General features: G+C 51.7%; 16 protein-coding genes and 1 tRNA gene. 1 reads left to right on the top strand and 16 read right to left on the bottom strand.

What is annotated here, in order from left to right; all coding sequences use genetic code 11:
• Nucleotides 1–10 precede the first annotated feature (10 nt).
• From PGL01S_RS05905 to PGL01S_RS05880, 6 genes are all read right to left on the bottom strand, one after another.
• Complete coding sequence (locus PGL01S_RS05905; RefSeq protein WP_127492431.1) at nucleotides 11–1609, bottom strand: extracellular solute-binding protein; 1599 nt, start codon at nucleotides 1607–1609, stop codon at nucleotides 11–13.
• 111 nt (nucleotides 1610–1720) lie between these two features.
• A complete protein-coding gene (locus tag PGL01S_RS05900; protein ID WP_127492429.1) occupies nucleotides 1721–3370 on the bottom strand; it encodes a response regulator in 1650 nt (549 codons plus the stop codon).
• Complete coding sequence (locus PGL01S_RS05895; RefSeq protein WP_127492427.1) at nucleotides 3371–5179, bottom strand: cache domain-containing sensor histidine kinase; 1809 nt, start codon at nucleotides 5177–5179, stop codon at nucleotides 3371–3373. It abuts the gene before it with no gap.
• Nucleotides 5180–5243: 64 nt separating this feature from the next.
• Nucleotides 5244–6095 (bottom strand): helix-turn-helix transcriptional regulator, encoded by an 852-nt coding sequence (locus PGL01S_RS05890; RefSeq protein ID WP_127492425.1) that lies wholly within the window; start codon nucleotides 6093–6095, stop codon nucleotides 5244–5246.
• A 238-nt stretch (nucleotides 6096–6333) separates the two neighbouring features.
• Nucleotides 6334–6681 carry a VOC family protein gene (locus PGL01S_RS05885; protein ID WP_127492423.1) on the bottom strand — a complete coding sequence of 116 codons (348 nt, stop codon included), beginning with the start codon at nucleotides 6679–6681 and terminating at the stop codon, nucleotides 6334–6336.
• 70 nt (nucleotides 6682–6751) lie between these two features.
• On the bottom strand, nucleotides 6752–7111 hold the full coding sequence (locus PGL01S_RS05880) for a MerR family transcriptional regulator (protein ID WP_127492421.1): 360 nt from the start codon (nucleotides 7109–7111) through the stop codon (nucleotides 6752–6754).
• A gap of 103 nt (nucleotides 7112–7214) precedes the next feature.
• Between PGL01S_RS05880 and PGL01S_RS05875 the strand changes: the two genes are divergently transcribed.
• On the top strand, nucleotides 7215–7925 hold the full coding sequence (locus PGL01S_RS05875; protein ID WP_127492419.1) for an SDR family NAD(P)-dependent oxidoreductase: 711 nt from the start codon (nucleotides 7215–7217) through the stop codon (nucleotides 7923–7925).
• A 102-nt stretch (nucleotides 7926–8027) separates the two neighbouring features.
• Here PGL01S_RS05875 and glmS read toward each other — a convergent pair whose 3' ends face one another.
• The 10 genes from glmS to PGL01S_RS05825 form a co-directional block, all read right to left on the bottom strand.
• Nucleotides 8028–9860: a glutamine--fructose-6-phosphate transaminase (isomerizing) gene (gene glmS, locus PGL01S_RS05870; RefSeq protein ID WP_127492417.1), complete on the bottom strand. Its 1833-nt coding sequence runs from the start codon at nucleotides 9858–9860 to the stop codon at nucleotides 8028–8030.
• A gap of 676 nt (nucleotides 9861–10536) precedes the next feature.
• Nucleotides 10537–11877: a phosphoglucosamine mutase gene (gene glmM / locus PGL01S_RS05865; RefSeq protein WP_127492415.1), complete on the bottom strand. Its 1341-nt coding sequence runs from the start codon at nucleotides 11875–11877 to the stop codon at nucleotides 10537–10539.
• Nucleotides 11878–12004: 127 nt separating this feature from the next.
• Nucleotides 12005–13468, bottom strand: a complete 1464-nt coding sequence (locus PGL01S_RS05860) for a CdaR family protein (protein WP_127492413.1) — start codon at nucleotides 13466–13468, stop codon at nucleotides 12005–12007.
• Nucleotides 13461–14315: a diadenylate cyclase CdaA gene (cdaA, locus tag PGL01S_RS05855; RefSeq protein WP_127492411.1), complete on the bottom strand. Its 855-nt coding sequence runs from the start codon at nucleotides 14313–14315 to the stop codon at nucleotides 13461–13463. The genes PGL01S_RS05860 and cdaA overlap by 8 nt, the downstream gene beginning before the upstream one ends.
• Nucleotides 14316–14522: 207 nt before the next feature.
• Nucleotides 14523–15155 carry a zf-HC2 domain-containing protein gene (locus PGL01S_RS05850; protein WP_127492409.1) on the bottom strand — a complete coding sequence of 211 codons (633 nt, stop codon included), beginning with the start codon at nucleotides 15153–15155 and terminating at the stop codon, nucleotides 14523–14525.
• 93 nt (nucleotides 15156–15248) lie between these two features.
• Complete coding sequence (gene sigW / locus PGL01S_RS05845; RefSeq protein WP_015847179.1) at nucleotides 15249–15815, bottom strand: RNA polymerase sigma factor SigW; 567 nt, start codon at nucleotides 15813–15815, stop codon at nucleotides 15249–15251.
• 148 nt (nucleotides 15816–15963) lie between these two features.
• Nucleotides 15964–16875, bottom strand: coding sequence for an EamA family transporter (locus tag PGL01S_RS05840; RefSeq protein WP_127492407.1), 912 nt, complete (start codon nucleotides 16873–16875; stop codon nucleotides 15964–15966).
• A gap of 125 nt (nucleotides 16876–17000) precedes the next feature.
• Nucleotides 17001–18125 (bottom strand): S1C family serine protease, encoded by a 1125-nt coding sequence (locus PGL01S_RS05835; protein WP_127492405.1) that lies wholly within the window; start codon nucleotides 18123–18125, stop codon nucleotides 17001–17003.
• A 290-nt stretch (nucleotides 18126–18415) separates the two neighbouring features.
• Nucleotides 18416–21226 carry a phosphoenolpyruvate carboxylase gene (gene ppc / locus PGL01S_RS05830; protein WP_127492403.1) on the bottom strand — a complete coding sequence of 937 codons (2811 nt, stop codon included), beginning with the start codon at nucleotides 21224–21226 and terminating at the stop codon, nucleotides 18416–18418.
• Nucleotides 21227–21412: 186 nt separating this feature from the next.
• Nucleotides 21413–21486: transfer RNA gene (locus tag PGL01S_RS05825), tRNA-Gly, on the bottom strand.
• Nucleotides 21487–21491: the final 5 nt, after the last annotated feature.

The following is a 21491-nucleotide window of genomic DNA, read 5'->3' as shown; positions in this document are numbered from 1 at the left end:
GTCCTCCCATTTATTTAGCCATTTTGTCATAAGCATCCTGGTAAAGCTTCTCAAGATCGGCAATGTTCATTTTCTTCAGCGTGGACTGGAATTCGTCCCACTTGTCAAAGCTGAGTGCCCCAACGATAAACTTGGTGCTTTGCTCTTCGAAATATTTGTCGATGTCATTGCGCAGCACGTTAACCTTCTGGGCAGTCGCTTCGTCAAACAGCGGCGGCGCATAGCGGATTTTCGGCAAATACGGCTCGAGCTGCTTGTAAGCCTCTTGCACTTGAGGCGGGTTGATGAACGATGCTACTTTGTCGCTGATGAGATGAGGCGCGCCGCCGCCGGCGTATGGCGTGATTTTCGCCTGGGCGCCCGCTACGTTCAAAAGCTCTTCTTTGTAGTACGGGATACCGTCCTTCATCTCGTAGTGCTCGCCTTCCCGGCCGAAACGCAGCAGCGTTGAGCCTTCGTCGCTGTAGAAGTAATCGATCCAGCGCATGGTCGCTTCCGGATATTTGTTGACGGACGTAATGGCGAATGCTCCGTAGTCGCGCGGCACCGGAGCCACTTGGCTTTGCAGACGGTCGCCATTAGGACCTGCTTGCGGTGCAATGCCTACATACTGATCCTGAATGGTCAGGAAGTTATTGTTCGTCTGATCAAAGAAGTAGCCGACATTGCCCGTACCTTGCTTGGCAAGATATTGCGCTTCCGTGTGGGAGAAAATCTCAGGGTCGATCAGCTTCTCCTTATATAGCTTGTTCAAATACATGAGCAGCTCTTTGTACTGCTCGTCGCCGCTCCAGATATGCACTTTATCGTTCTCGACATTAATGTTGTAGCCGAGCTGGGAATCAAGCCCGAATGCTCCCGCCATTTGATAGACGATTGGCATGCCGATACGCGCGGTCATCGGAATCTCGTCCGCTTTCCCGTTGCCGTTCGGATCGCCGTCGCGGAAAGCCTTCAGCACTTCATACAATTCGTCGGTCGTCTCAGGTACCTTCAGGCCCAGCTTATCCAGCCATGCCTTGTTGATCCATCTCTTGTCAGTCCGGGCGGAGCCTAGCGTAACAATGCCCGGGATCGCGTAAATATGTCCCTCCGGCGTCGTGATGCCCGCTCGGATCTCCGGATATTGATCCATCAGGCTCTTCAGGTTCGGCGCGTATTGATCAATCAGATTCTCCAGCGGGATCAGCTGTCCCGCAGCTCCGTAGCGGACCGTCTCCAGCTGCGTCAGACCCGAACGGTACAAAGCATCGGGAAGCTCATTGGACGCGAACAGAAGGTTTTTCTTCTCCGCAAAGCCGTCGGTCGGCGCCTCGATAAAATCGACCTTGACGTTGCTCATCTTCTCGTAGTCCTGGAAGACGGGCATGTCCTTGAACGGACCGTTTACGGGCGCGACGCGAGTAAACATCTTCAGCTTGATTGGCGTATCCACGATCGGGAATCCTTCCGTTTTTACCGCATTCTCCGCAGAGCCCGATGATTTGGGATCCCCCGTATTGCCGCCTTTTTCATTGCTGTTGCCATTGCCGCCGTTGCTGCAGCCGGATACGATTAATCCGGTAACAAGCATCGTGGCGAAAGCATATCTCCCCCATGTTTTTCGCATGTTTATATACCCCCCAGACTTTCAATTCACCGGTTCTTGTAAGCGTTTACCGCCGGTGTAACTCGATTATAAAATACGGCCGGTTACGCCGAGTTACACTTATATGACTATTTACTCCACATATTTTACGGATTGTTTCGCCGCGGCCTTGCCGTCTCCAAGACTGTTCCAATAGGCCTGCGGCGTCATGCCCGTTACTTCCTTGAACACCTTGAAGAAATAGTTGTGCGTGGAAAAGCCCACCTGATCGCTGACCTGCTTAATGGTATATTGGCCGCTTTCCAGCAGCCTGCGCGCCGCGTCGACCCGTACCCGGTTCACGTATTCGGAGAACGTCGACTGCGTCTCCTCCTTGAAGATCCGGCTCAAATAGGAGGCGTTTAAGCCGATGAAGCCCGCGGCAAGCTCCAGCGTCACGATATCGGAATACCGCTCCAGAATAAAACCAATCGCCTGGGACACATGGCGGGAATAGCTGCCCGTCGCGTGATGCTCCTTGAGCAGAACAAGCAAGACGCCATAGAACGACTGAAGCCATTTCTCCAGCTCGCCGACGCTCCCGAGACGGTTGAGCTCGCCGCGCGACGGCAGACGATCGGCATCCTTCGTTGTCCCAAGCGGGGAACGGTTCCCTTTTTTTAACGCCTTATCGCCGATATGGAGCAGCTCGCTGACCGTCATCTGCACCGCGTGCGAATGCAACGGAAGCCCGCGAAGCGGTTCGAATACCGAAGCGATCAGACGCTGCGCACCTTGCCCGTCCAGCCGCTCGATGGCAAGCAGCAGCTGCTTCTGCTCTTCGATCGTAAGCGCGACGCGGCTCTCCCGCGTGCCTTTTCCGCGCTGCTCCGGATTCGGATGAGCGGTCTGAGCGTTAGGGTCAAGCGCCCGCTCCGCGGAGGCGTAGCTTGCCCCAAGCTGCGACAGGCTGTTGCATACATGCCCAACCGCATAGATTGATTTCAAGTTCAAGTACATCTCAAGCGAATGGCCAAGCTTGCTCATGCTTCTGGCCGCTTCGCTTGCTGCCGCGTGCTCGCTCCGCTCCCGTATGGCGAACACGACGGCGATCCGCCCGTCCTCCACGTAAGCGGCCGTGCGCTCGCGCGCGTCTCCCAGGCTTTGCTGCATAAGCTCGACAACCTGCTGAACCAGCCGGTTCGTCTGCACGTCGGTATTGGACTCCGTCAGCAGCAGGAACGGAATGATCTGTAGGACCGCTGCCGCATACAAATTCGCCTGCGGATACATGCCGTAACGCCTGATGCTTCCTTCAAGCTCCCTTGCGGCTTCCGCCTTGCCTCTTGCCAAGTCGGCGATTTGGCTCCGGACCATCTCGGCATTGAAGAGGGACGATTCGCCTTCTTCACCCGCGGCCTCGGATAATTTGCCCGCCTGGACCGCTTTTTCAAGCATCGCCAGCAAAGTCTCCTTGTCCAGCCTGTGCTTCAGCAAATAATCGACCGAGCCGTTCTTCAGGCAGTCCCGGACGTAGTCGTAATCGTCATAGCTGCTGAGCATAATCGTCTGAACGGCGGGATACCGCTCTTTAATCATCCGATTCAAATCCACGCCGTTCATTCCCGGCATATTGACGTCCAGGATCGCCACGTCGGGGCGTTGTTCTTCGATCATGTCCAATGCCGACTCCGCGCTCTGAGCCTCTCCGCAGATCTCGAAGCCATGGGCGCGAAAATCCAATAAAGACCGCAGATCGTTGCGAACGAGCGGCTCGTCGTCTACCAATAACACGCGATACATTTAGCTCACCTCTTGCTCGGAGCCTGCCCGGCCCCGCAGATTGGGAAAACGAATTTCGACTTTCGTATACAAGCCGGGCTCGCTATACAGCCTGATGCCGTAGGGAGCTTCAAACGAACGGACGATTCTCTCGTGCACGTTGCGCACGCCCATTCCGCTGAACCGGGAAGAAGTCGGCTTTGTGACCGTTCCGCCCAGCAGTTGCTCCATCTGCTCCGGCGTCATCCCTTTGCCGTTGTCCGTCACCTCGATCATCAGATCGCGGTTATCCTCGTATACCCGTATCGTAACGAAGCCGCCTTGCTCCCGCGAGCCGATTCCGTGCAGAACCGCGTTCTCCACAATGGGCTGCAGCGTCAGCTTGAGCACGCGGCTATCCATTAGGGACGGATCTTCAATCTCCTCGTGGACGATGATCGGCTCCATGTATTTGTATTTGACGATAGAGATATAGCTTCGCACGTAGTCCAGCTCCTCCCTTACCGTCAAGTATTCGTTCGAGTTGCCCAGCACGCCCCGCATCAAATCGATTAAGGAGCCGGATACTTCCTCAATGTTTGGAGTCCCGTTAAGCTTGGCCAAATATTTGATCGTATTCAGCGAATTGTAGAGAAAATGAGGGCGTATTTGCGCTTGCAGCGCGGTCAGCTCCGCCTCCCGCTTCTCCTGCTCGCTTACGCGTATCCCTTCGAATAACCGCTTCAGCTCCTCCACCATGCCCATAAACACGTGGTACAGCTGTCCCACCTCGTCCTTTGCAGCAATCTCCTTCTTCGGTAACGTCAGGTTGCCGTCCTTCACCAGCATCATCATGGACTTCAGACGCCGGATATTAATCGTAATGCGCGACGACACCTGGAGCGAGACAATGAGGACGACCAGCAGGACGATCGCCGAAGCTTCAATGATCAGCTTCAGCAGGCGAGCCGATTCGCTGAGCAGCGAATTCGTCGGGATAAGCGCCAGCGTCGACCAGCCCGTATGGTCCGATTGCCTGCTGACCACGATATAGGATCTGCCGCCAATGACCCTCTCCTCCACGTCGCCCTCAGCCTTGCCAAGCTTCGCAAATTTGCGCTTCATGTCGACGATTCGCTGATCGGATGGCGCAAAGCTTGGCGTGTGATCCGACCGGTACACGAATTCGTCCTGCTGATCAAGCACATACAGCATACTGTCTGCGGTTGGCCTAACGCCGTATGTCTTGCGGATAAAGTCGTAATTCAGATCGACCATAACCACGCCAATCGTCTGACGGTTGTAGCGGATTTCGCGGCCGACAGTAATCGTCTCCGTGACGCCAGTCTGCTTCAAATAAGCGTGACGCGAGCCGTTGCGCAGCATATAGTCCATCATGGGCGTTCCGAGTACGCTTCGGTCCAGCCACGGACCGCCGGTGAAAAACACTTTGCCGCTTAAGCCAACGACGGCAATCCGCGCAATATAAGGCTTGTTCGCGACTAAAGACGACAGAAACTCCTCAATCCGCTTCTGCTCCTGGAACCACTCGTAGCTGATTTCCTCCGAGGGACTAAGCAACGTATCGATCACGGTGTTTTTATTCGTAACCACCATCGTATTGAGCCGGTCAATCTCCTCCAGCATAATGTTGAGCGACTCGTCGGCTTGCCTGATACTATCCGATACCGAGGTTACGGCGTTGGACTTGATCGTCTCCCGCATGTTGAGATAAACAATGACGGAGATCGATACGATAGAGAGAAGAGCGACAAGGCTGAACGCCAGAAAAATTTTGCCTTGAATGCTTAGGCTTGGCGATACCCAACGCCTTAGGGTAGACAGCTTCATTTCGGACAACTCCTTTTGAGGAGATTTTATGCAATCGCTTACATGAATAACAGGACGGATTCGCCTAGGCCTCCGCCTTTCTTAAAGCCAGCGGAGATTCCTTGAAGTACATTTTAAAGGCTCTTGTAAAGGTATACAGATTCGGATATCCAAGAGACAATCCGATCTCCGTCACCGAAGCATGGGTATCGATTAAGAGGCGTCTAGCTTTCTCCATCCGGACCTTCTGCATATATTTCATCGGGGGCATCCCCATCTCTTCGGTAAAGACTTGCGTAAAATAAGAGCGGTGTACGCCCGCAAACTCAGCCACCTGCTGGACCGTAATCCCTTCAGTCGCATGGAGCTCCATATATTCCGCGCATTCTTGGATCCAGCTCGCCAGCTCCAGCCCCTGCCCGGCCTCTTCCAGCACCAGGGCCGAGAGCAGCCCGTACAGATAACCTTGCAGCTCCAAGGCCACTGCGGGCCGCCAGCGCTGAACCCGCTCCAGCGCATCGATAGCCCGTTCTGCGGCTGCTTCAATCCGCGAAGAGACGGTACCTCGGCGGAATGGTTCTTGCTCCGTAAGACCAGCCAGTTGAAGCAGCGGCTCTACCCGGTCTCCGTCGATAGCCAGCCAGCGCATCTCGAGCGGCCGTTCGGCCGGAAGCATCTCGTAGTAATACGTTCGGTCCGGGAATAGGACGAAGAGATCTCCCCTTGCAAGCTCCACCTGCCGGCCCTCATATTCGAGCCGCAGCCTCCCTTCCCGCACGATATGAATGCTGTAGCACTCGATTCGTTTTGGCCCAACCTTATAATGGGGCTTGGCCAGACATCTTCCCGCCCTTACCGGCCACAGCCGGCCTGCCTTGTCCAGCTCGCCAGGCGTATAGTAGATAAAGTCCGCATATTCGTAATCGTACTCCCTCATGTCCGCGATCTCCTCACTTTAAGCTAACAAAATGACAATAGATATTTCCATTCGATGTTTTAAATCACTATATATCTAAGCATATTATGAGAACTTCATTTCGTAAACCTAACATAATGATATATTTTGCATCGTCAGCTCGAGGCAATAAAAAAAGGCTGCTCTGAGTATCAGAACAACCTTGCGGGACCTATTAGTCGCATCAATTAATAACCACAATTACAATCGTTTGCGTTAATTACTTCTCCCACAGCTCGATCAGCCGGCCATCCGGATCTTCAATCCACACAAACTGTCCGAATTCGCTGCTTTCTTTTTCCCTTGCGAGAGGTACGCCAACCTGTTCAAGATGCTTAATCGTCTCGTCCAGATTATGTACTTGGAAGTTCAGCATCACTTGTTGATCTGTCGGGAAATAAGGGTCAGCCTCGGTAAAAAGAGAGAAGATCGTTTCGCTCTCCGATTCGTTTTTTATCATCGTCCCATTCCAATCCCCTATTTCAAGCTGCAGTGCTTCATTGTACCATTTTTTAATCGCTTCAACATTTTTCGTTCTCCAGAATACGCCTCCGAAACCTTTGATCATCGCAGCTATCCCCTGTCCGTCTTTAGAGTTGGTTTCATGCATAAATTCCCCAGTAATCCAAGGATAACCGCTAGTAATTCTCACCGCGATAATAACGGTCAAGCTTATGCTCTAAGTGAACGAGCTGCTGCTTCTTCTCCTCGATATCGTCCAAAAGCTTTTGCTTCTGTTCTTGAATGAGCTTAATTCTTTCAGGAAGGGTTGCGGTTCCGGTTTTTACCATCTCATAGTATTGCTTAATGTCTTCCACGCTCATTCCGGTTTCGCGGAGACATTTGATGAACACCAGCCAATTCAGCTCGTGCTCGCTATAGAGCCGATTATTTTGTTCGTTCCGCGCGGCCGGTTCCAACAGCCCTTTTCTTTCATAAAAACGAATCGCTCCGATATTCAATCCGGTCTCTTTCGCCACATGTCCAATCGTAAACATAGTTATCCTCGTGTGTTTAAAATTTTGGTTGACCTACACTAAGTGTAGCATATTAAGCTTTAAATCATGAAACGTAAAAACAATCGATGAAAGAGGGATTCTTTTGAAAAAGACCGCATTTGTAACAGGAGCCAATAAAGGAATCGGATTTGAAATCGCCAAACAGCTGGGCGAAAAAGGCTGGCGAGTGGTCCTCGGCGCCCGCGATGCGCAGCGGGGCCAAGCGGCCGTCTCCGAACTGTCCGCTCAAGGATTGGACGTGGAATGGATCCAAATCGACATGACTGATTTGGCAAGCATTGAAACAGCTTCGCAAGCAATCAAGACGAAATATCCGGCGTTAAAGCTTCTGATTAACAATGCCGGCATGCCGGGCGCTTTTTCCAGCTCCTTTACCGATACGAAGGAAGAAGATCTGCGGAACGCTTTTGAAGTGAATTTCTTCGGTACCTATCGCTTAAACCAGCGTTTGTTGCCGTTAATCAAGGATAACGAAGGCACGATCGTCAACGTATCAACCGACATGGCGTCCCTCAACCATATGCAAAACGCCGAATTCACGCTAAACGCCTTCGATTATAACTCGTCTAAAACGGCTAACAATGCCATGACCTTATCGATGGCCTATGAATTAAGAAACAGCGTTGCTCAAGTGTTCGCCGTAACGCCGGGTTTCACGACGACCGATCTGAACGGCAATGCGGAAGGCGGTAAATCGAAGACGGAAGGCGCTGCCATCATCGTAGGATACGCGACGGACGGTAAGCGGCATAACGGTGAATTTCTGAATGAGCAGGGCGTTATCGCGTGGTAATCCAATTCTTTATTCCAGCCTGACCCTGAATGACGTAAAAAAGCCAGCAGCCCTTCGGCTACTGGCTTTTCATTATTCATTCATAACATCCTATTTAAAACCTTATTCCACCGTAACCGACTTCGCGAGGTTGCGCGGTTTATCAACGTCATGGCCAAGTGCCAGCGATGCGTAGTAAGAGATCAGCTGCAGCGGCACAACCGAGAGGGCTGGTGCCAGAAGCGGCAAAGTTTTCGGAATCGCGAACAATTCGTCAACCGATTTGCCAACCTCCGCTTCGCTGCCTGCATTCGCAAGACCAAAGACATGCGCGCCGCGTGCTTTTACTTCCTTGATGTTGCTTAGCGTTTTTTCGTACAGCTCTTCTTGCGTGACAAGCGCGATGACCGGAATACCGTCCTCGATCAAGGCCAGCGTACCGTGCTTCAGCTCGCCCGCCGCGTACGCTTCGGAGTGAATGTACGAAATTTCTTTCAGCTTCAGCGAGCCTTCTTGCGCAACCGCATAGTCAACGCCGCGGCCGATGAAGAACAAGCTCTTATGATGCGAGATCGACTCTGCTACTTGCTTCAGAACCGGAGCGTTTTCAAGAATGCTCTCTACTTGCTCGGGAAGCTCGTTCATTGCTGCAATGATGCCGGAAACGGTTGCTTCGTCTTTTGTGCCCAGGATGGTAGCCAAGTGCAGACCAAACAGATAGAAGGCAATCAGCTGCGAAGTATATGCTTTTGTCGATGCTACCGCAATTTCCGGACCTGCCCAAGTAACGAGCACATCGTCCGCTTCGCGGGCAACCGAGCTGCCTACAACGTTCGTGATCGCGAGAACGCGGGCACCGTTGCGCTGCGCTTCGCGAAGCGCAGCCAGCGTATCCGCTGTTTCACCCGATTGGCTAACGACGATAACAAGCGTGTCAGGCGTAATAATTGGCGAGCGGTAACGGTATTCGGATGCTACATCCGTCTCAACCGGAATGCGTGCGAGCGATTCGATAACCGTTTTGCCAACCATGCCTGCATGATAAGCCGTACCGCAAGCAACGATATGCACTTTGCGAATCGACTTCACGTAATCCGCCGTCATCGTCAGCTCTTTCAGGTTTACTGACTTTCCATCTTCCGCAATGCGGCCCAGCATGGTGTCACGGTAAGCCTTCGGCTGCTCGTAAATTTCTTTCAGCATAAAATGATCAAATCCGGCTTTCTCCGCTGTCACAAGATCCCAATCGACATGGTATATTTCCTTGGAAATAAATTCGCCTTCTGTCGTCATGAGTTCGACACTATCGCGTGTCAATACAGCCATTTCGCCGTCGTTCAAGATGTATACATTTCGAGTATGCTCCAAAATTGCCGGAATATCCGACCCGATAAAGTTCTCGCCTTCGCCGATGCCGATAACAAGCGGGCTTGCAAAACGAACCGCAACCAGACGTTCTGGTTCGTATTCCGTCAATACGCCAAGCGCAAACGCGCCGCGCATGCGTTTAACGGCACGTTGTACCGCTTCGACAATGTTGCCGTCGTATTCGTCTGCAACGAGGTGCGAGATAACCTCCGTGTCCGTCTCCGACACAAAATGATGTCCTTTCGCCATCAGCTCATCTTTCAGATCCAGGTAGTTTTCGACAATGCCGTTATGCACGACCGAGAACTTCGCCGAGTTATCCGTATGAGGATGCGAATTAACGTCCGATGGCTTGCCATGAGTAGCCCAGCGCGTATGTCCGATGCCAACCGACCCGGCAAGCGGCTCATCACGCAGTTTATCCTCCAAGACAGCCAGACGGCCTTTGGATTTCTTGATCTCCAGTCCGTTCGTTGTGAATACCGCAATACCGGCGGAGTCGTAACCGCGGTATTCCAGCTTCTTAAGTCCTTCGATCAAAATATCCTGAGAATCACGTTTACCAATATATCCTACAATACCACACATATATAAAGACCTCCGATAATCAATAGTAGTCTCCCCACTATGACTATGGCTGCCAGCCTATATGCGGCACAGGCGTTATTTTCCCTTTTGCCCGTGCCAACCTCTCAGGCGGCACCATAGACATACGGGAGCATGTTTGTAAAAAACCTCGAAATGAACAAAATGATCAATAAGTGCAGCCTGCCGAACGTTTGTGAGATCGGTCGCCCAATCTTTTTGCGTATCGGCTTTCGGTTGGCTTTGCGATAACCGGAAGGTCCCCGCCGAATAATTCGAACACCTTCACCTCGTCAGCTTCCTCGTGTGACCCTCTCCGATCTTGTAAATAAGATTGGAAGGCGTCATCCCCCTTGAAGCTCTGGCGCTTATAAAACGTTAATTTAACCTCTATCCTCGCTTTCCTGCTTGAATCATACTTCCTATCATATTCACTTTCGACTTGTTTCGCAACCTGAACTTTAGGCGCAGGACGAACAACGCCCTTATTTTCCCCTAACAATATACGCCTTCTCGTCCGAATTGCCCAAGCCTAGTCCTGCATTTGCCCAAACTTCTCAAGAAAATGAATTCCCTTACATTACCTATATATTCATTGGCCTAGCCGCGCATGTAAAAAGTCTCCACGGAATCGTGGAGACTTTCGCATGGTATGCAAAGGCTTTAAACCCGCTAATGTTTAGCCTAATTGCTCTTTCACGACATTTACGATTCGTGACACATACCCCTCGATCTGGTCCTTATCCGGGCCTTCCGCCATAACGCGGATCAGAGACTCCGTACCGGAAGGTCGAACAAGCACGCGGCCGTTATCGCCAAGCTCCTTCTCAACCTGCTCTACGGCGTTGCCAATTGCTTCATTTCCCGCGTACAGGCTCTTGTCCGCTACGCGAACGTTCACCAGTACCTGCGGATATTTGCTCATCAGCGTTTTTAACGCGCTTAGCTTCTGGCCGGATGCCACGAGAGTATCAACCAGCTGCAGAGCCGTCAGAATACCGTCGCCGGTTGTGTTGTAATCCAGGAAGATTACGTGGCCGGACTGTTCGCCGCCGAGGTTAAAGCCGCCGCGGCGCATTTCTTCCATCACGTAACGGTCGCCGACAGCCGTTTGCGCCGTATTCAGATCAAGGCGCTGCGTCGCTTTGAAGAACCCGATGTTCGCCATAACGGTGGTCACAATCGTATCGTTATGCAGCTTGCCGGCCCGCTTCATCGCATCGCCGCAGATGCACAGGATGTAGTCGCCGTCTACTTCTTCGCCTTTATCGTCGATCGCGATCAGACGGTCGGCATCGCCGTCAAACGAGAGACCAAGGTCCGCGCCATGCGCCAGAACCTGCTCGCGCAAATATTCCGGATGCGTCGAACCAACGCCCGCATTGATGTTGCGGCCGTCCGGCTCTGCGCCCACGGTAATAATCTCCGCGCCAAGCTCGCGGAATACTTTCGGCGCCAGCTCATAAGCTGAGCCATGCGCGCAGTCGAGAACGATTTTGAGGCCGCCGAAATCGCCTTTAATCGTTGTTTTCAAGTAATCGAGGTAACGGAATTTCGCCTGATCGTCGTTCGTTACCACACCGATATCGCCGCCGATTGGACGAGGCAGTTCATCCACCTCGGCATCGATCAGACGCTCGATTTCAAGTTCCGTCTCGTCGGACAGCTTGAAGCCGTCGCCGCCGAAGAACTTGATGCCGTTATCCTGAACCGGGTTATGCGAAGCCGAGATCATAACGCCCGCATCCGCTTTAAGCTCGCGCGTAATGTACGCAACCGCAGGCGTCGATACAACGCCAAGACGAATAACGCTTGCGCCAATCGACAGAAGACCCGCAATAAGAGCAGCCTCCAGCATCGGACCGGAGATCCGCGTATCCAGGCCGATAACCACTTTAGGCTTATCCGCCTGTCCTGTTAATACGTAACCGCCGCAGCGGCCGATTTTATAAGCAAGCTCCGGAGTCAGCTCCTGATTGGCTACTCCGCGCACTCCGTCCGTTCCAAAATATTTCCCCATCGTTTCTCATGCCCCTTTTGTCGTTAAATCTGCTGCTGCAAATGGCCTATTCCATATCCTACTCCATCTGAGGCTGCTTTTGAACTACTATTAATTACCGCTTTTCCCGCTTCCATGCTTCCATTCCTTAATGGCCGGTATCCGGATCGGCCTCGGTGCCCGTGCTCGAAGAAGGATCAGGACTGGAGCCTGTATTCGTGCCCGAACCATTTCCGGAGCCATTTCCGGCACCGTTTCCTGCTCCCGTATCCGTATCCGGCGGCGGCGAAGGCGTATCCTCCGGCTGACCGCCGGCCGGGACATCCCCGTTGCCATTATTGCTGCCGCCGCCCGCCGTGTTATTCCCGCTAGGGGCGTTTTTGTCCGCAATATCAAGCGTCACCGTATATTTCTGCGATTCATCGGCCAGGTCGATAAACCGCGGCAGCTTCACGAGAAGCGGAAACGTCGCTTGACCAATCTTGGCATCGCGCAGATCCGCTATGAGCCGGACATCATTAGCCTGAATAGCCGCAAGCATATTTGGCGCGCCGCGAACCGTTATCGAGATATGGCCGTTTGCCGGATCCTTAAAGGCAGTCTTCAGCCCATCGGGCAAATCATTCAAGATTACGCTCCGATCCAATGTCAGCGTCTGGGAAGGCACAACTTTAACCTCCACATCGATCTCTGACGGCTCAACCATCTTCACGTCGCCAACTGCCGTTACCTTTGCTTTGACGGTACCGGATTCCTTGATCTTTGACAAATCAACCGTCACGCCGCCTGTATAGGTATCCATGGAATCCAGCAGCTTCTGATCCCCGTATACGGCGACTTTATCGATATCCGCCTTTATCGAACTGACGCTTAGTCCATTCGGGAGACTGCCGGTGTAGCTGATCTGCAGCGGCATTGTTTTGAGCGGGGGAGTTACCGGTACCTCGACCTCTACCGTAGAAGGGCGTATTATGGCATGATCCATTGCTTCGCCTTCCGTATCGTAGACAACCACCTGCGCTTTTTTATTCACAACGTTCTTCTCCGAGCCTTCGATATCAACGGTTGTACGCACGGCCCCGACAAGGGCCATCTCGTCCTTCGGCAGAGTAACGTTTACGATCGTTCCCGATTTCACCGTTGGCGTACCGGCAATATAACCGTTCGCAGGCGTCCCTTCCGTTGCGACCCCAAGCTCGAACGTCTTCGTCTCGATCTCTACAATATCCACTGTAGCGGAACGCGGCGACATTTCAATCAGACTAATGCCCTTGGGCAAATCATAGGTCAGCGGCACCACATGCTCGCCTGGCGTCACGTGGCTTAAATCCAGATGTACCGCATAATCCTCGTCCTTCATCGTCAACAGATTAGCTTTGCGTCCTTCGACGACCAGCCGGACCACGGTAGGTTGTACATTTACGAGTGCGTATTTCGTTTCGTCCAGTCCGGTCGGAATAACCGAGGCGGCCTCAATGACTTTTGTATCCATCGTGGAAGTCACCGTGGCCGGGGTCGATTCCGGGTCAAAATGGACCATAGCCCATAGAAGCAGCGCAATCGCCACGGAAAGAATCTTAAGTATCGTCGGATGACTTAACCACTTATCCATCGCGGCCTCCTTTCCGCTTCCAGAACGAAGAGAATGAGAACGAGGACACGGTTGCCCGCTCCTTGCCGTTTGTCTGTTTCGGCGTCAGCTCTTCGAACAGCTTGGAAATAAGCGATTCTTCCTTAATATCGCGGACAATCATTCCGTTAATCGCGAGGGAGACTTGTCCCGTCTCTTCCGACACGATAACCGCGATGGCGTCACTCACCTCGCTTACCCCGATCGCTGCGCGATGGCGCGTCCCCAGCTCTTTGCTGATAAACGGATTTTCCGAAAGCGGCAAATAACAGCCCGCAGCCATAATCTGATTGCCCCGGATAATCACAGCCCCGTCGTGCAGCGGCGTATTTGGCGTGAAAATATTTATGAGCAGCTCTGACGTAATCCGCGATTCCATCTGAATCCCGGATTCGATCAGCTCGCTGACTCCCGTATTTCGTTCAAAAACAATCAATGCCCCGATGGTCCGCTGAGCCATATGCTGAACAGCCTTCATTACGCTCTCGACCTGTTCGGCTATAAGATCCCGCTCCAGCGTAGACGTACGGGCAAACAGCTTCCCGCGTCCCAATTGCTCAAGCGCGCGCCGAAGCTCCGGCTGGAAAATAATAAGTACCGCCAGGACGCCAAAAGTAAACATCTGGTTCATCAGCCATTTCAGCGTATACAGATTAAACCAGGTACTTATCGCCCAGGTGCCAACCAGGACCAGAATCCCTTTCAATAGCTGGACTGCTCTTGTGCCTCTTACCAGCAAAATCAATTTATAGATAATATAACTGACGATGCCGATATCAATGATGTCCTTTATCCAGCCATTCCAAGTCAAATCATTGAAGTAATTCATAGATCAACCCCCAAACTGCCGACGACAACTCATCATTTAAGTAAGTATAAGATTTCTCTATCTTCCGCCTATATTTCACCCGCGAAACGTATGACGCTCCATCATGCGTTTTTTTGGACTCAACTTTATTCTTTTCTAGAATTGCACTTCGAAACCCTTTTTTTCATAAAAAAAATAACCGCCTCTCTGCAAGAGAGGCAGTTCGTCCTAAGAAGCCAATCCGCTGAACGTTTCCGTCACTTTGTACCAGAACCAGTCTAGCGCCTGATCAATGGTCCGGCTTTGTCCTGCGATGTACCCCGTTGATGCCAGGTTGAGGCTGCCGTCGATGACCGTTACGTTGCCTTCCACTTCGCCTTTCACATCGGCCGTTCCATTCTCGACAACCAGATTCCCCTTCACGTGGGCGCCTTCCGGTACCGTAACCGTGTTTCCGTTAATAACGACCTGCTGCAGATCTTCTCCGGATACAATCAGCTTGGAATCCTGTTCCCATATCGAAGTGAAGCTGCCAAGCATGACAAGCACGAACAACGCGGCAGCCGTAAGACCCGGATACTTGTAGATGAACCGGAGCACGCCGCGACGCTCTTTTGTTTTTGCCGGTTTTGGCAGCTGCGCCATAATACGGTCGGTCAGAGCTGATTTATCATAATCGGGAATGGAAACGGTATGCTCTAGCGTACCCAGCATCATCGCTTCCGTTTTCTCCAGCTGTTCAAAGCGGGCCAGGCAAGCGGGACATGAGTGCAAATGACTTTTTAGTTCTTGCGCATCTTCACGCGGCAGATCGCCGTCCAAATAATCATGCATCCATACAACCGCGACGTTGCAATTCATAGCAGCCAGTCCTTTCTTTCGTTTGCTCGCGCATAAGCTCTTCACATTTATAGAGTACGTACAGCTCGCATCAGATGTTTCACTTTTTTTAAGCTATAACTTGTGTTCCAGCTTTTTCCGCAGAAACTCCCTGCCGCGGTGGACACGCGTCTTGATTGTCGTGACCGGCATATCCAGAACATCGCCAATCTCCTGCAGGGACATCTCTTGAATGTAGCGAAGCATCATAATCGTCTTATACTTTGGAGGAAGCGATTCGATGGATTCGTGAATAATCCGCTGAGTCTCCGACAGCAGAAGCTCGGATTCCGGCGTACGGTCATCGCTCGGGATCATGGAATAGCCATCCAGGCCCTCATGATCCGTAGACTCCGCATCCAGCGAATAAGAAGGCTTCCGCTTCCTCAGACGGTCGATACAGAGATTCGTCGCAATTCGGTAAATCCACGTTGAGAATTTGAGCGACTCGTCGTATCGTTCCAGATTTTTATAGACACGCAGGAACGTTTCCTGAACGACGTCTTCCGCCTCCTGGCGGTTATATAACATTCGGTAGGCCATATGGAACAGCTTGTCCTGATACAGACCTACAAGCTCAGCAAATGCCCGCTGGTCGCCTTTCAACGCTAATCTGGCGAGACGGGCTTCCAATACATTCACTATTCATCCTCCTACAAAGAATTAACACGCGCATTTCGTGTTAATTCTTACTTCGTAAGCATGGTCCAATCACGCGCTTGTGATAATTCTTACTTCGTAAGCATGGTCCAATCACGCGCTCGTGATAACTCTTACTTCGTAAGCATGGTCACGCGGCTTGCCGCCGTAGGCGCGCACCGTATTCGGCCACCACGATACCGCCCAGTATAAGCAATATGCCTGCTGTACCGATTAACGTTATCGGTTCCCCTAGAATCAGCCATGCGCTTACCACGGCAAAAGGCAGCTCCGTTGCTCCAAGCATGGAAGCCAGCCCGCTTCCTACCCGGGGAATACCGGCATTAAAGAAAACGGTCGGCATGACCTGCCCTAGCAGCCCGAGCGCGAATCCCCATTCCAGAAGCCCCCATTGCTGGTCAACGCCATCAAATGCCTTATAGCCGTACAACACAAGAATCACAATAAATCCGAATGACATCATAAGAGCTGACTTAAAGACAGGATCATAGCCAGGAGCAACCCTGCCCGCCAGAAACAGAAACAGGCTGTATGAGAACGCCGATGCCAGTCCATATCCAACACCAGCCCAATCCATATCCGTAAGTTTATTCTGGAGCAGTCCGGCAGCCAGCACCGTTCCTGCCATGGCCATAACGATAGCCGCCCATTGCCATTTCGTCGGCCATTTCCGGCCCCGCAAACTTTCTAGCAAAATCGTAATCCACATGAACTGAAAAAGCAAGACAATTGAGAAGGAAGCATCCAATCTCTCCAGGGTTTGATTATATAATACGGTTGTCATGCTTAAGCCAAAAATACCGGTAAACGCTAAAGCCGCCCAATGCTTCAAGCTGAATGCCAGCTTGCTCCACGAGCTTGGCCGCAGAAGGAGAAGAACCCACAGAAGCGCCGCACCCATTCCGACTTGATGCACCGTAATTTGCTGAAAGGTATAGTCATGTCCGTAGGCAAGCTTTAGCACCGGCGACATAATTCCGTAGCATGCCGCTGCGGCAATAACCATCACAACGCCCGTCCAATAGCCGGATGAAGTTTTCATCGAACAAAAACCTCCATTCGCATCTGATCTATTATATCGGTTCTCCCCCTTCAAAAGCAAAAACAAAACGAAGAGGCGCACTAGCGGCCTCTTCGTTTCCTTAACCTTATGAATGGATAATGGCATTATGCACTTTTGCCAAGCAATTGCTTGAGAGTTTCTTGAATCGTGCTGGTTGGAATAGCAAATCCGATACCTTGCGCTTCCGCATTCACGGCTGTATTAATACCGATGACCTCGCCTTTTGCATTCAACAGCGGTCCGCCGGAGTTACCCGGGTTGATCGAAGCATCCGTTTGCAGCAGATGCTCGTATTGATGCTCGGTGCCATCATCTTCGCTGATTGTAATCGGACGTTCCTTCGCGCTAAGTACTCCAACGGTCATTGTGTGGTCGAATCCATACGGATTGCCGATGGCGATAACCCAATCTCCGATAGCGGTTTGATCGGAATCACCAATGGCAAGAGTCGGGAATGCTTTGGAGCCTGTAATTTTCAATACGGCTAAGTCTTGATCCGCATTCTCGCCCACAACCTCTGCCACAAACGGCTCGTCATAACCCTCTACTTGCACCTTCACTTGCGCGGCGCCTTCAACAACATGGTCATTGGTCAGGATATAACCGGAGGATTCGAAAAAGAATCCCGTCCCCGTTCCTGCGAGCTGTAAATTCGAGCTATCCGTGGAATCGGATTGGCCGCTGCCGCTTGGGGACTGCGGTGTTTGGCTAAATCCTTGCCAGCCTCCTCCCCTGCCGCCGAAGCCTCTGCCGTTGCTTTGAACCGGCTCCGTGTAATTCTCGATTTTGACTACGGCAGGAGATGCTGCTTTATATACGTCAGCGATAGAAGCATCAACGTTTGCAGATGCCGTTGTCACGCCGGCCGATTGCTGTGCCGTATTGCTCGCCAGCGTGGTTGCCGCTGTAGGCTGCTGATTACCGGTGAACAAATTTGTTTTATCCGATGCATACATAAACCCGCTGATTACTACCGCGCCAACTAGGAAAGCCGCAACCATCGCTTTGGCCTGCGATTTCTTTCCCTTCTTCTTGCCGCCGCTGCCGTATCCGCCATCGGAACCATCCGTCCCCATCAGCTGCAATTGATTCTCGTAAGCCTCGCGAAGATTCGCTGCCGAGCGGCTAGGTCCGTAAGTATAGGTGTAGGGCTTATGTTCAGTTGTAGATTCCGTGTTATTTGTATCGTTTCCGTTAACTTGGTTATTTTCGAATTCGTTATGGTTCATCGTAATCGCTCCTTTGTCATTACAATCGCTATTTCGTTCGCAATTGATGTCGCTTGCTTGATTACTATCATGAGGGTTGTACCTTAAATCAAACTTAAGCGGATTTTAAAGGAGGATAAATAATAGGCGAAACAAGGTGAAACGGCTATCGCCGTCATTTGTGGCGTGGCGCGTTTTATTCCGGAGAATTCTAAGCCATTTTATAAGATAAAACTTATAATTTCTTAGAATTTAAAAAAACCGGGAATTCGGCTTGTAATAAGCCGAATTCCCGGTTATAAAGTCTGCTGTTAGCCCGTGTTTCTCAGGCCGGCAGCAATGCCGTTTATGGTAAGAAGTACTTCGCGGAGCAGTTCAGGATCGTCTTCTTCCTTCGCGCGCAGCTCTCTCAGCTCTGTCAGAAGCTGAACTTGCATGTAGCTGAGCGGATCCACGTAAGGATTACGCAGACGAATCGATTCCTGAATAACAGGTACGTTGTCCAGAATCTCGTCTTGCCCGGTGATGCTCAAGATCATTTCCGAAGTCAGCTTATATTCGTTCTCGATCTGCGTGAAGATGCGGTCGCGAATCGTGCTGTCGGAGATCATATCCGCATACTCCTTCGCAATCGTCAAATCTGCTTTAGCCAATGCCATTTGCAGGTTGTCGATCAGCGAACGGAAGAACGGGAATTTCTCGTACATCGTCTTCAAGGTTTCAAGACGCTGCGCATCATCGCCGGTATATTGCTTCAGGGCAGTACCTGCAGCATACCATGCCGGCAGCAAGTAACGGCTCTGCGTCCATGCAAATACCCAAGGAATTGCGCGGAGGTCTTCAAAGCGGTCGCTGTTTTTCCGTTTCGATGGACGGGAACCGATGTTCAGCTCGCCAACCTCAGGAAGCGGAGTAGACTCTTTGAAGTAAGTCAGGAAGTCCGGATCGCGGAAGATCAGATCCTGATATTTGTTCAGTGCCGTTTCCGAGATCGAACGGGAAATCTCTTCCCACTCTTTCAGCACGGCATCGTCTTGTGCTTGCGGGTATTTCGCAAGACGGGCAGCCGTAACGAGCGCCCATGTTGCCTGCTCCAGGCTGCGGTAAGCAATGCCCTGCATCGAATAACGCGAGGACAATACTTCGCCTTGCTCGGTAATTTTAATGCCGCCGCCTACCGTATGAGGCGGTTGAGCCAGGATACTGCGGTTAAGAGGCATACCGCCACGGCCAAGCGCACCGCCGCGGCCATGGAAGAACTTCAGCTTAATGCCGTATTCGCCGGCAGTTGCCGTAATATCGTTAAGCGCTACGCGCAGCTCCCAGTTCGCCGTTACCGCGCCGCCGTCTTTATTGCTATCGGAGTAACCCAGCATAATTTCATGCAGGTCTCCTCTTGCGGCTACGGCTTGACGATAGATTGGCAGCTCGAAGAGCAGCTTCATGATGCCAGGTGCAGCGTGAAGGTCGTCAATCGTCTCGAAGAGCGGCACGGATTGCAGCGTGCAGCGAACGCTGCCGTCTGCTTCCTTGCGGAACAGGCCAACCTCTTTCGCGAAGACCATAACCTCCAGCATGTCGCTGGCGCCTTGTGTCATACTTATCAGATAAGTCGAAATACATTCCGGTCCGAACTCTTGTTGCGCTCTGTAGACCGTGTGATACACGTCCAGGCACTCGCGGGTCGATGCCGAGTAATCCAGATGGGAAGAAGTAAGCGGACGCGGGTCCTCCAGCAATTTGCTGAGCAATTCAATCTTCTCTTCTTCCGACAAGGAACCGTAGTTCTCAGCGATATTCATCTTCGCCAAAATTTCAGCCATCGCATTCTCATGTTCTTGGCTGTGCTGACGGATATCAAGCGTAAGCATATGGAAGCCAAACAGCTCCACTTGGCGTACAAGCTTGCCAATATGCGTATCCGCTACGTAATCGGCAAAATGTCCGCGCAAGCTGCGGTCGATAATGTACAGATCCTCAAGCAGCTCGCTTGCGCTGTTATAACGCATTGCAGAGCCTTTGAGCGATTCGTCGCGCGTATTAGCCAGCTTCTCCAGCATAAAGCCCAGCTTAATGCGGTAAGGCTCCTTCGCATTTCGCCACAGGTCGATACACTTAAGCTCAACGTGCTCGCGGTCTTTCTTAATCGAGTTGATCAGCTCTTCGGATACTTCAACCAGGTTCGTGCTGAAGCTCAGAATGCCAACAAGCTCATGCAGCTTTTCTTCGTATTTCTTAATAGCCAGCTGGCGGTTAAGCGTCAGCGTCTCCCATGTGACCTTAGCGGTTACGGACGGGTTGCCGTCGCGGTCTCCGCCGATCCATGAGCCAAAGCGCAGATAGCTTGGTACATGCCAAGACTCGCCCGGATAATATTTCGTAAGATTGCGTTCCAGTTCTTCGTATACGTTAGGAAGCACCTCAAACAGGGTTTCGTCGAAATAATACAACCCGTTGCGCACTTCGTCGATAACAGTTGGCTTACGGTCGCGGAGCTCGTCAGTCTGCCATAGAATAAGCACTTCGTTCAGCAGCTTGTCCCGAAGGATCTCGCGTTCGCGGTAAGTCAGAGTCGGATTATCAAGCTCCATTACGTCTTCGGCAATCCGCTTGTGAATATCAAGCACGGCACGACGCGTCGCTTCCGTCGGATGCGCAGTCATTACGAGCTCGAGTGAAATGTTGCTCAAAATTTCTTGAACGCCTTCAACATCGATGTTGCGCTCTTTCAGATCGGAAATCGCGCTCTCAATGGAACCTCGTTGTACACTTTCCCCTGCGGAACGCTCGTAGTCGCGTTTACGGCGAATACGGTGGTTCTGCTCTGCAATGTTGACCAATTGGAAATAGATCGCGAATGCACGAATCACCTGATGGCGAATTTCGGGACTTAATGATGCAATTGTCGTCTTAAACTGTTCAAAAAGCTCAGGTACAAATTCAGCGCGTAACGCTTTACTTGTTTCACGAATTTGCTCGACGATATCCAGCAGTTCGCGGCCGCCTTGATGGACGAGCACTTCCCCAAGTATGTTGCCTAGGAAACGGACGTCTCTGCGCAGCAAATTGTTAGCCTGCGGCCGGTGTTGTGCCGATAAAGTCGATGTTACTTGGTCCGACATACTGATCCTCCTGTACTTTAACGCATTTTCAACTTCTAATCATCATACTACAAAACGGCGCTCGGTTGAAGCCCGAAGCGCCCACTTTCTTTTCAGAAAGCGCGAAAGGCAGCCCCCGCGGGGGCTGCCAATATAAGGGTATAAAATATAAAAACTCCTTCCGGAGAAGGAGATTGTTTGAAAATCTGGAGCGGGTGATGGGAATCGAACCCACGCTATTAGCTTGGAAGGCTAAAGTTCTACCATTGAACTACACCCGCGTATT

Source organism: Paenibacillus glycanilyticus NBRC 16618 (genome assembly GCF_004000805.1).
GTDB lineage: Bacteria > Bacillota > Bacilli > Paenibacillales > Paenibacillaceae > Pristimantibacillus > Pristimantibacillus glycanilyticus.
This window is presented reverse-complemented; position numbering and strand designations above follow the sequence as displayed.

What these genes read in the sequence shown, in the direction of transcription:
- PGL01S_RS05890 (WP_127492425.1), bottom strand. Translation starts at nt 6,095, where the DNA reads ATGAGGGAGTACGATTACGAATATGCGGACTTTATCTACTATACGCCT.
- glmS (WP_127492417.1), bottom strand. Translation starts at nt 9,860, where the DNA reads ATGTGTGGTATTGTAGGATATATTGGTAAACGTGATTCTCAGGATATT.
- PGL01S_RS05900 (WP_127492429.1), bottom strand. Translation starts at nt 3,370, where the DNA reads ATGTATCGCGTGTTATTGGTAGACGACGAGCCGCTCGTTCGCAACGAT.
- PGL01S_RS05840 (WP_127492407.1), bottom strand. Translation starts at nt 16,875, where the DNA reads ATGAAAACTTCATCCGGCTATTGGACGGGCGTTGTGATGGTTATTGCC.
- PGL01S_RS05880 (WP_127492421.1), bottom strand. Translation starts at nt 7,111, where the DNA reads ATGTTTACGATTGGACATGTGGCGAAAGAGACCGGATTGAATATCGGA.
- PGL01S_RS05905 (WP_127492431.1), bottom strand. Translation starts at nt 1,609, where the DNA reads ATGCGAAAAACATGGGGGAGATATGCTTTCGCCACGATGCTTGTTACC.
- PGL01S_RS05860 (WP_127492413.1), bottom strand. Translation starts at nt 13,468, where the DNA reads ATGGATAAGTGGTTAAGTCATCCGACGATACTTAAGATTCTTTCCGTG.
- PGL01S_RS05885 (WP_127492423.1), bottom strand. Translation starts at nt 6,681, where the DNA reads ATGATCAAAGGTTTCGGAGGCGTATTCTGGAGAACGAAAAATGTTGAA.
- ppc (WP_127492403.1), bottom strand. Translation starts at nt 21,226, where the DNA reads ATGTCGGACCAAGTAACATCGACTTTATCGGCACAACACCGGCCGCAG.
- PGL01S_RS05850 (WP_127492409.1), bottom strand. Translation starts at nt 15,155, where the DNA reads ATGAATTGCAACGTCGCGGTTGTATGGATGCATGATTATTTGGACGGC.
- glmM (WP_127492415.1), bottom strand. Translation starts at nt 11,877, where the DNA reads ATGGGGAAATATTTTGGAACGGACGGAGTGCGCGGAGTAGCCAATCAG.
- cdaA (WP_127492411.1), bottom strand. Translation starts at nt 14,315, where the DNA reads ATGAATTACTTCAATGATTTGACTTGGAATGGCTGGATAAAGGACATC.
- PGL01S_RS05835 (WP_127492405.1), bottom strand. Translation starts at nt 18,125, where the DNA reads ATGAACCATAACGAATTCGAAAATAACCAAGTTAACGGAAACGATACA.
- PGL01S_RS05895 (WP_127492427.1), bottom strand. Translation starts at nt 5,179, where the DNA reads ATGAAGCTGTCTACCCTAAGGCGTTGGGTATCGCCAAGCCTAAGCATT.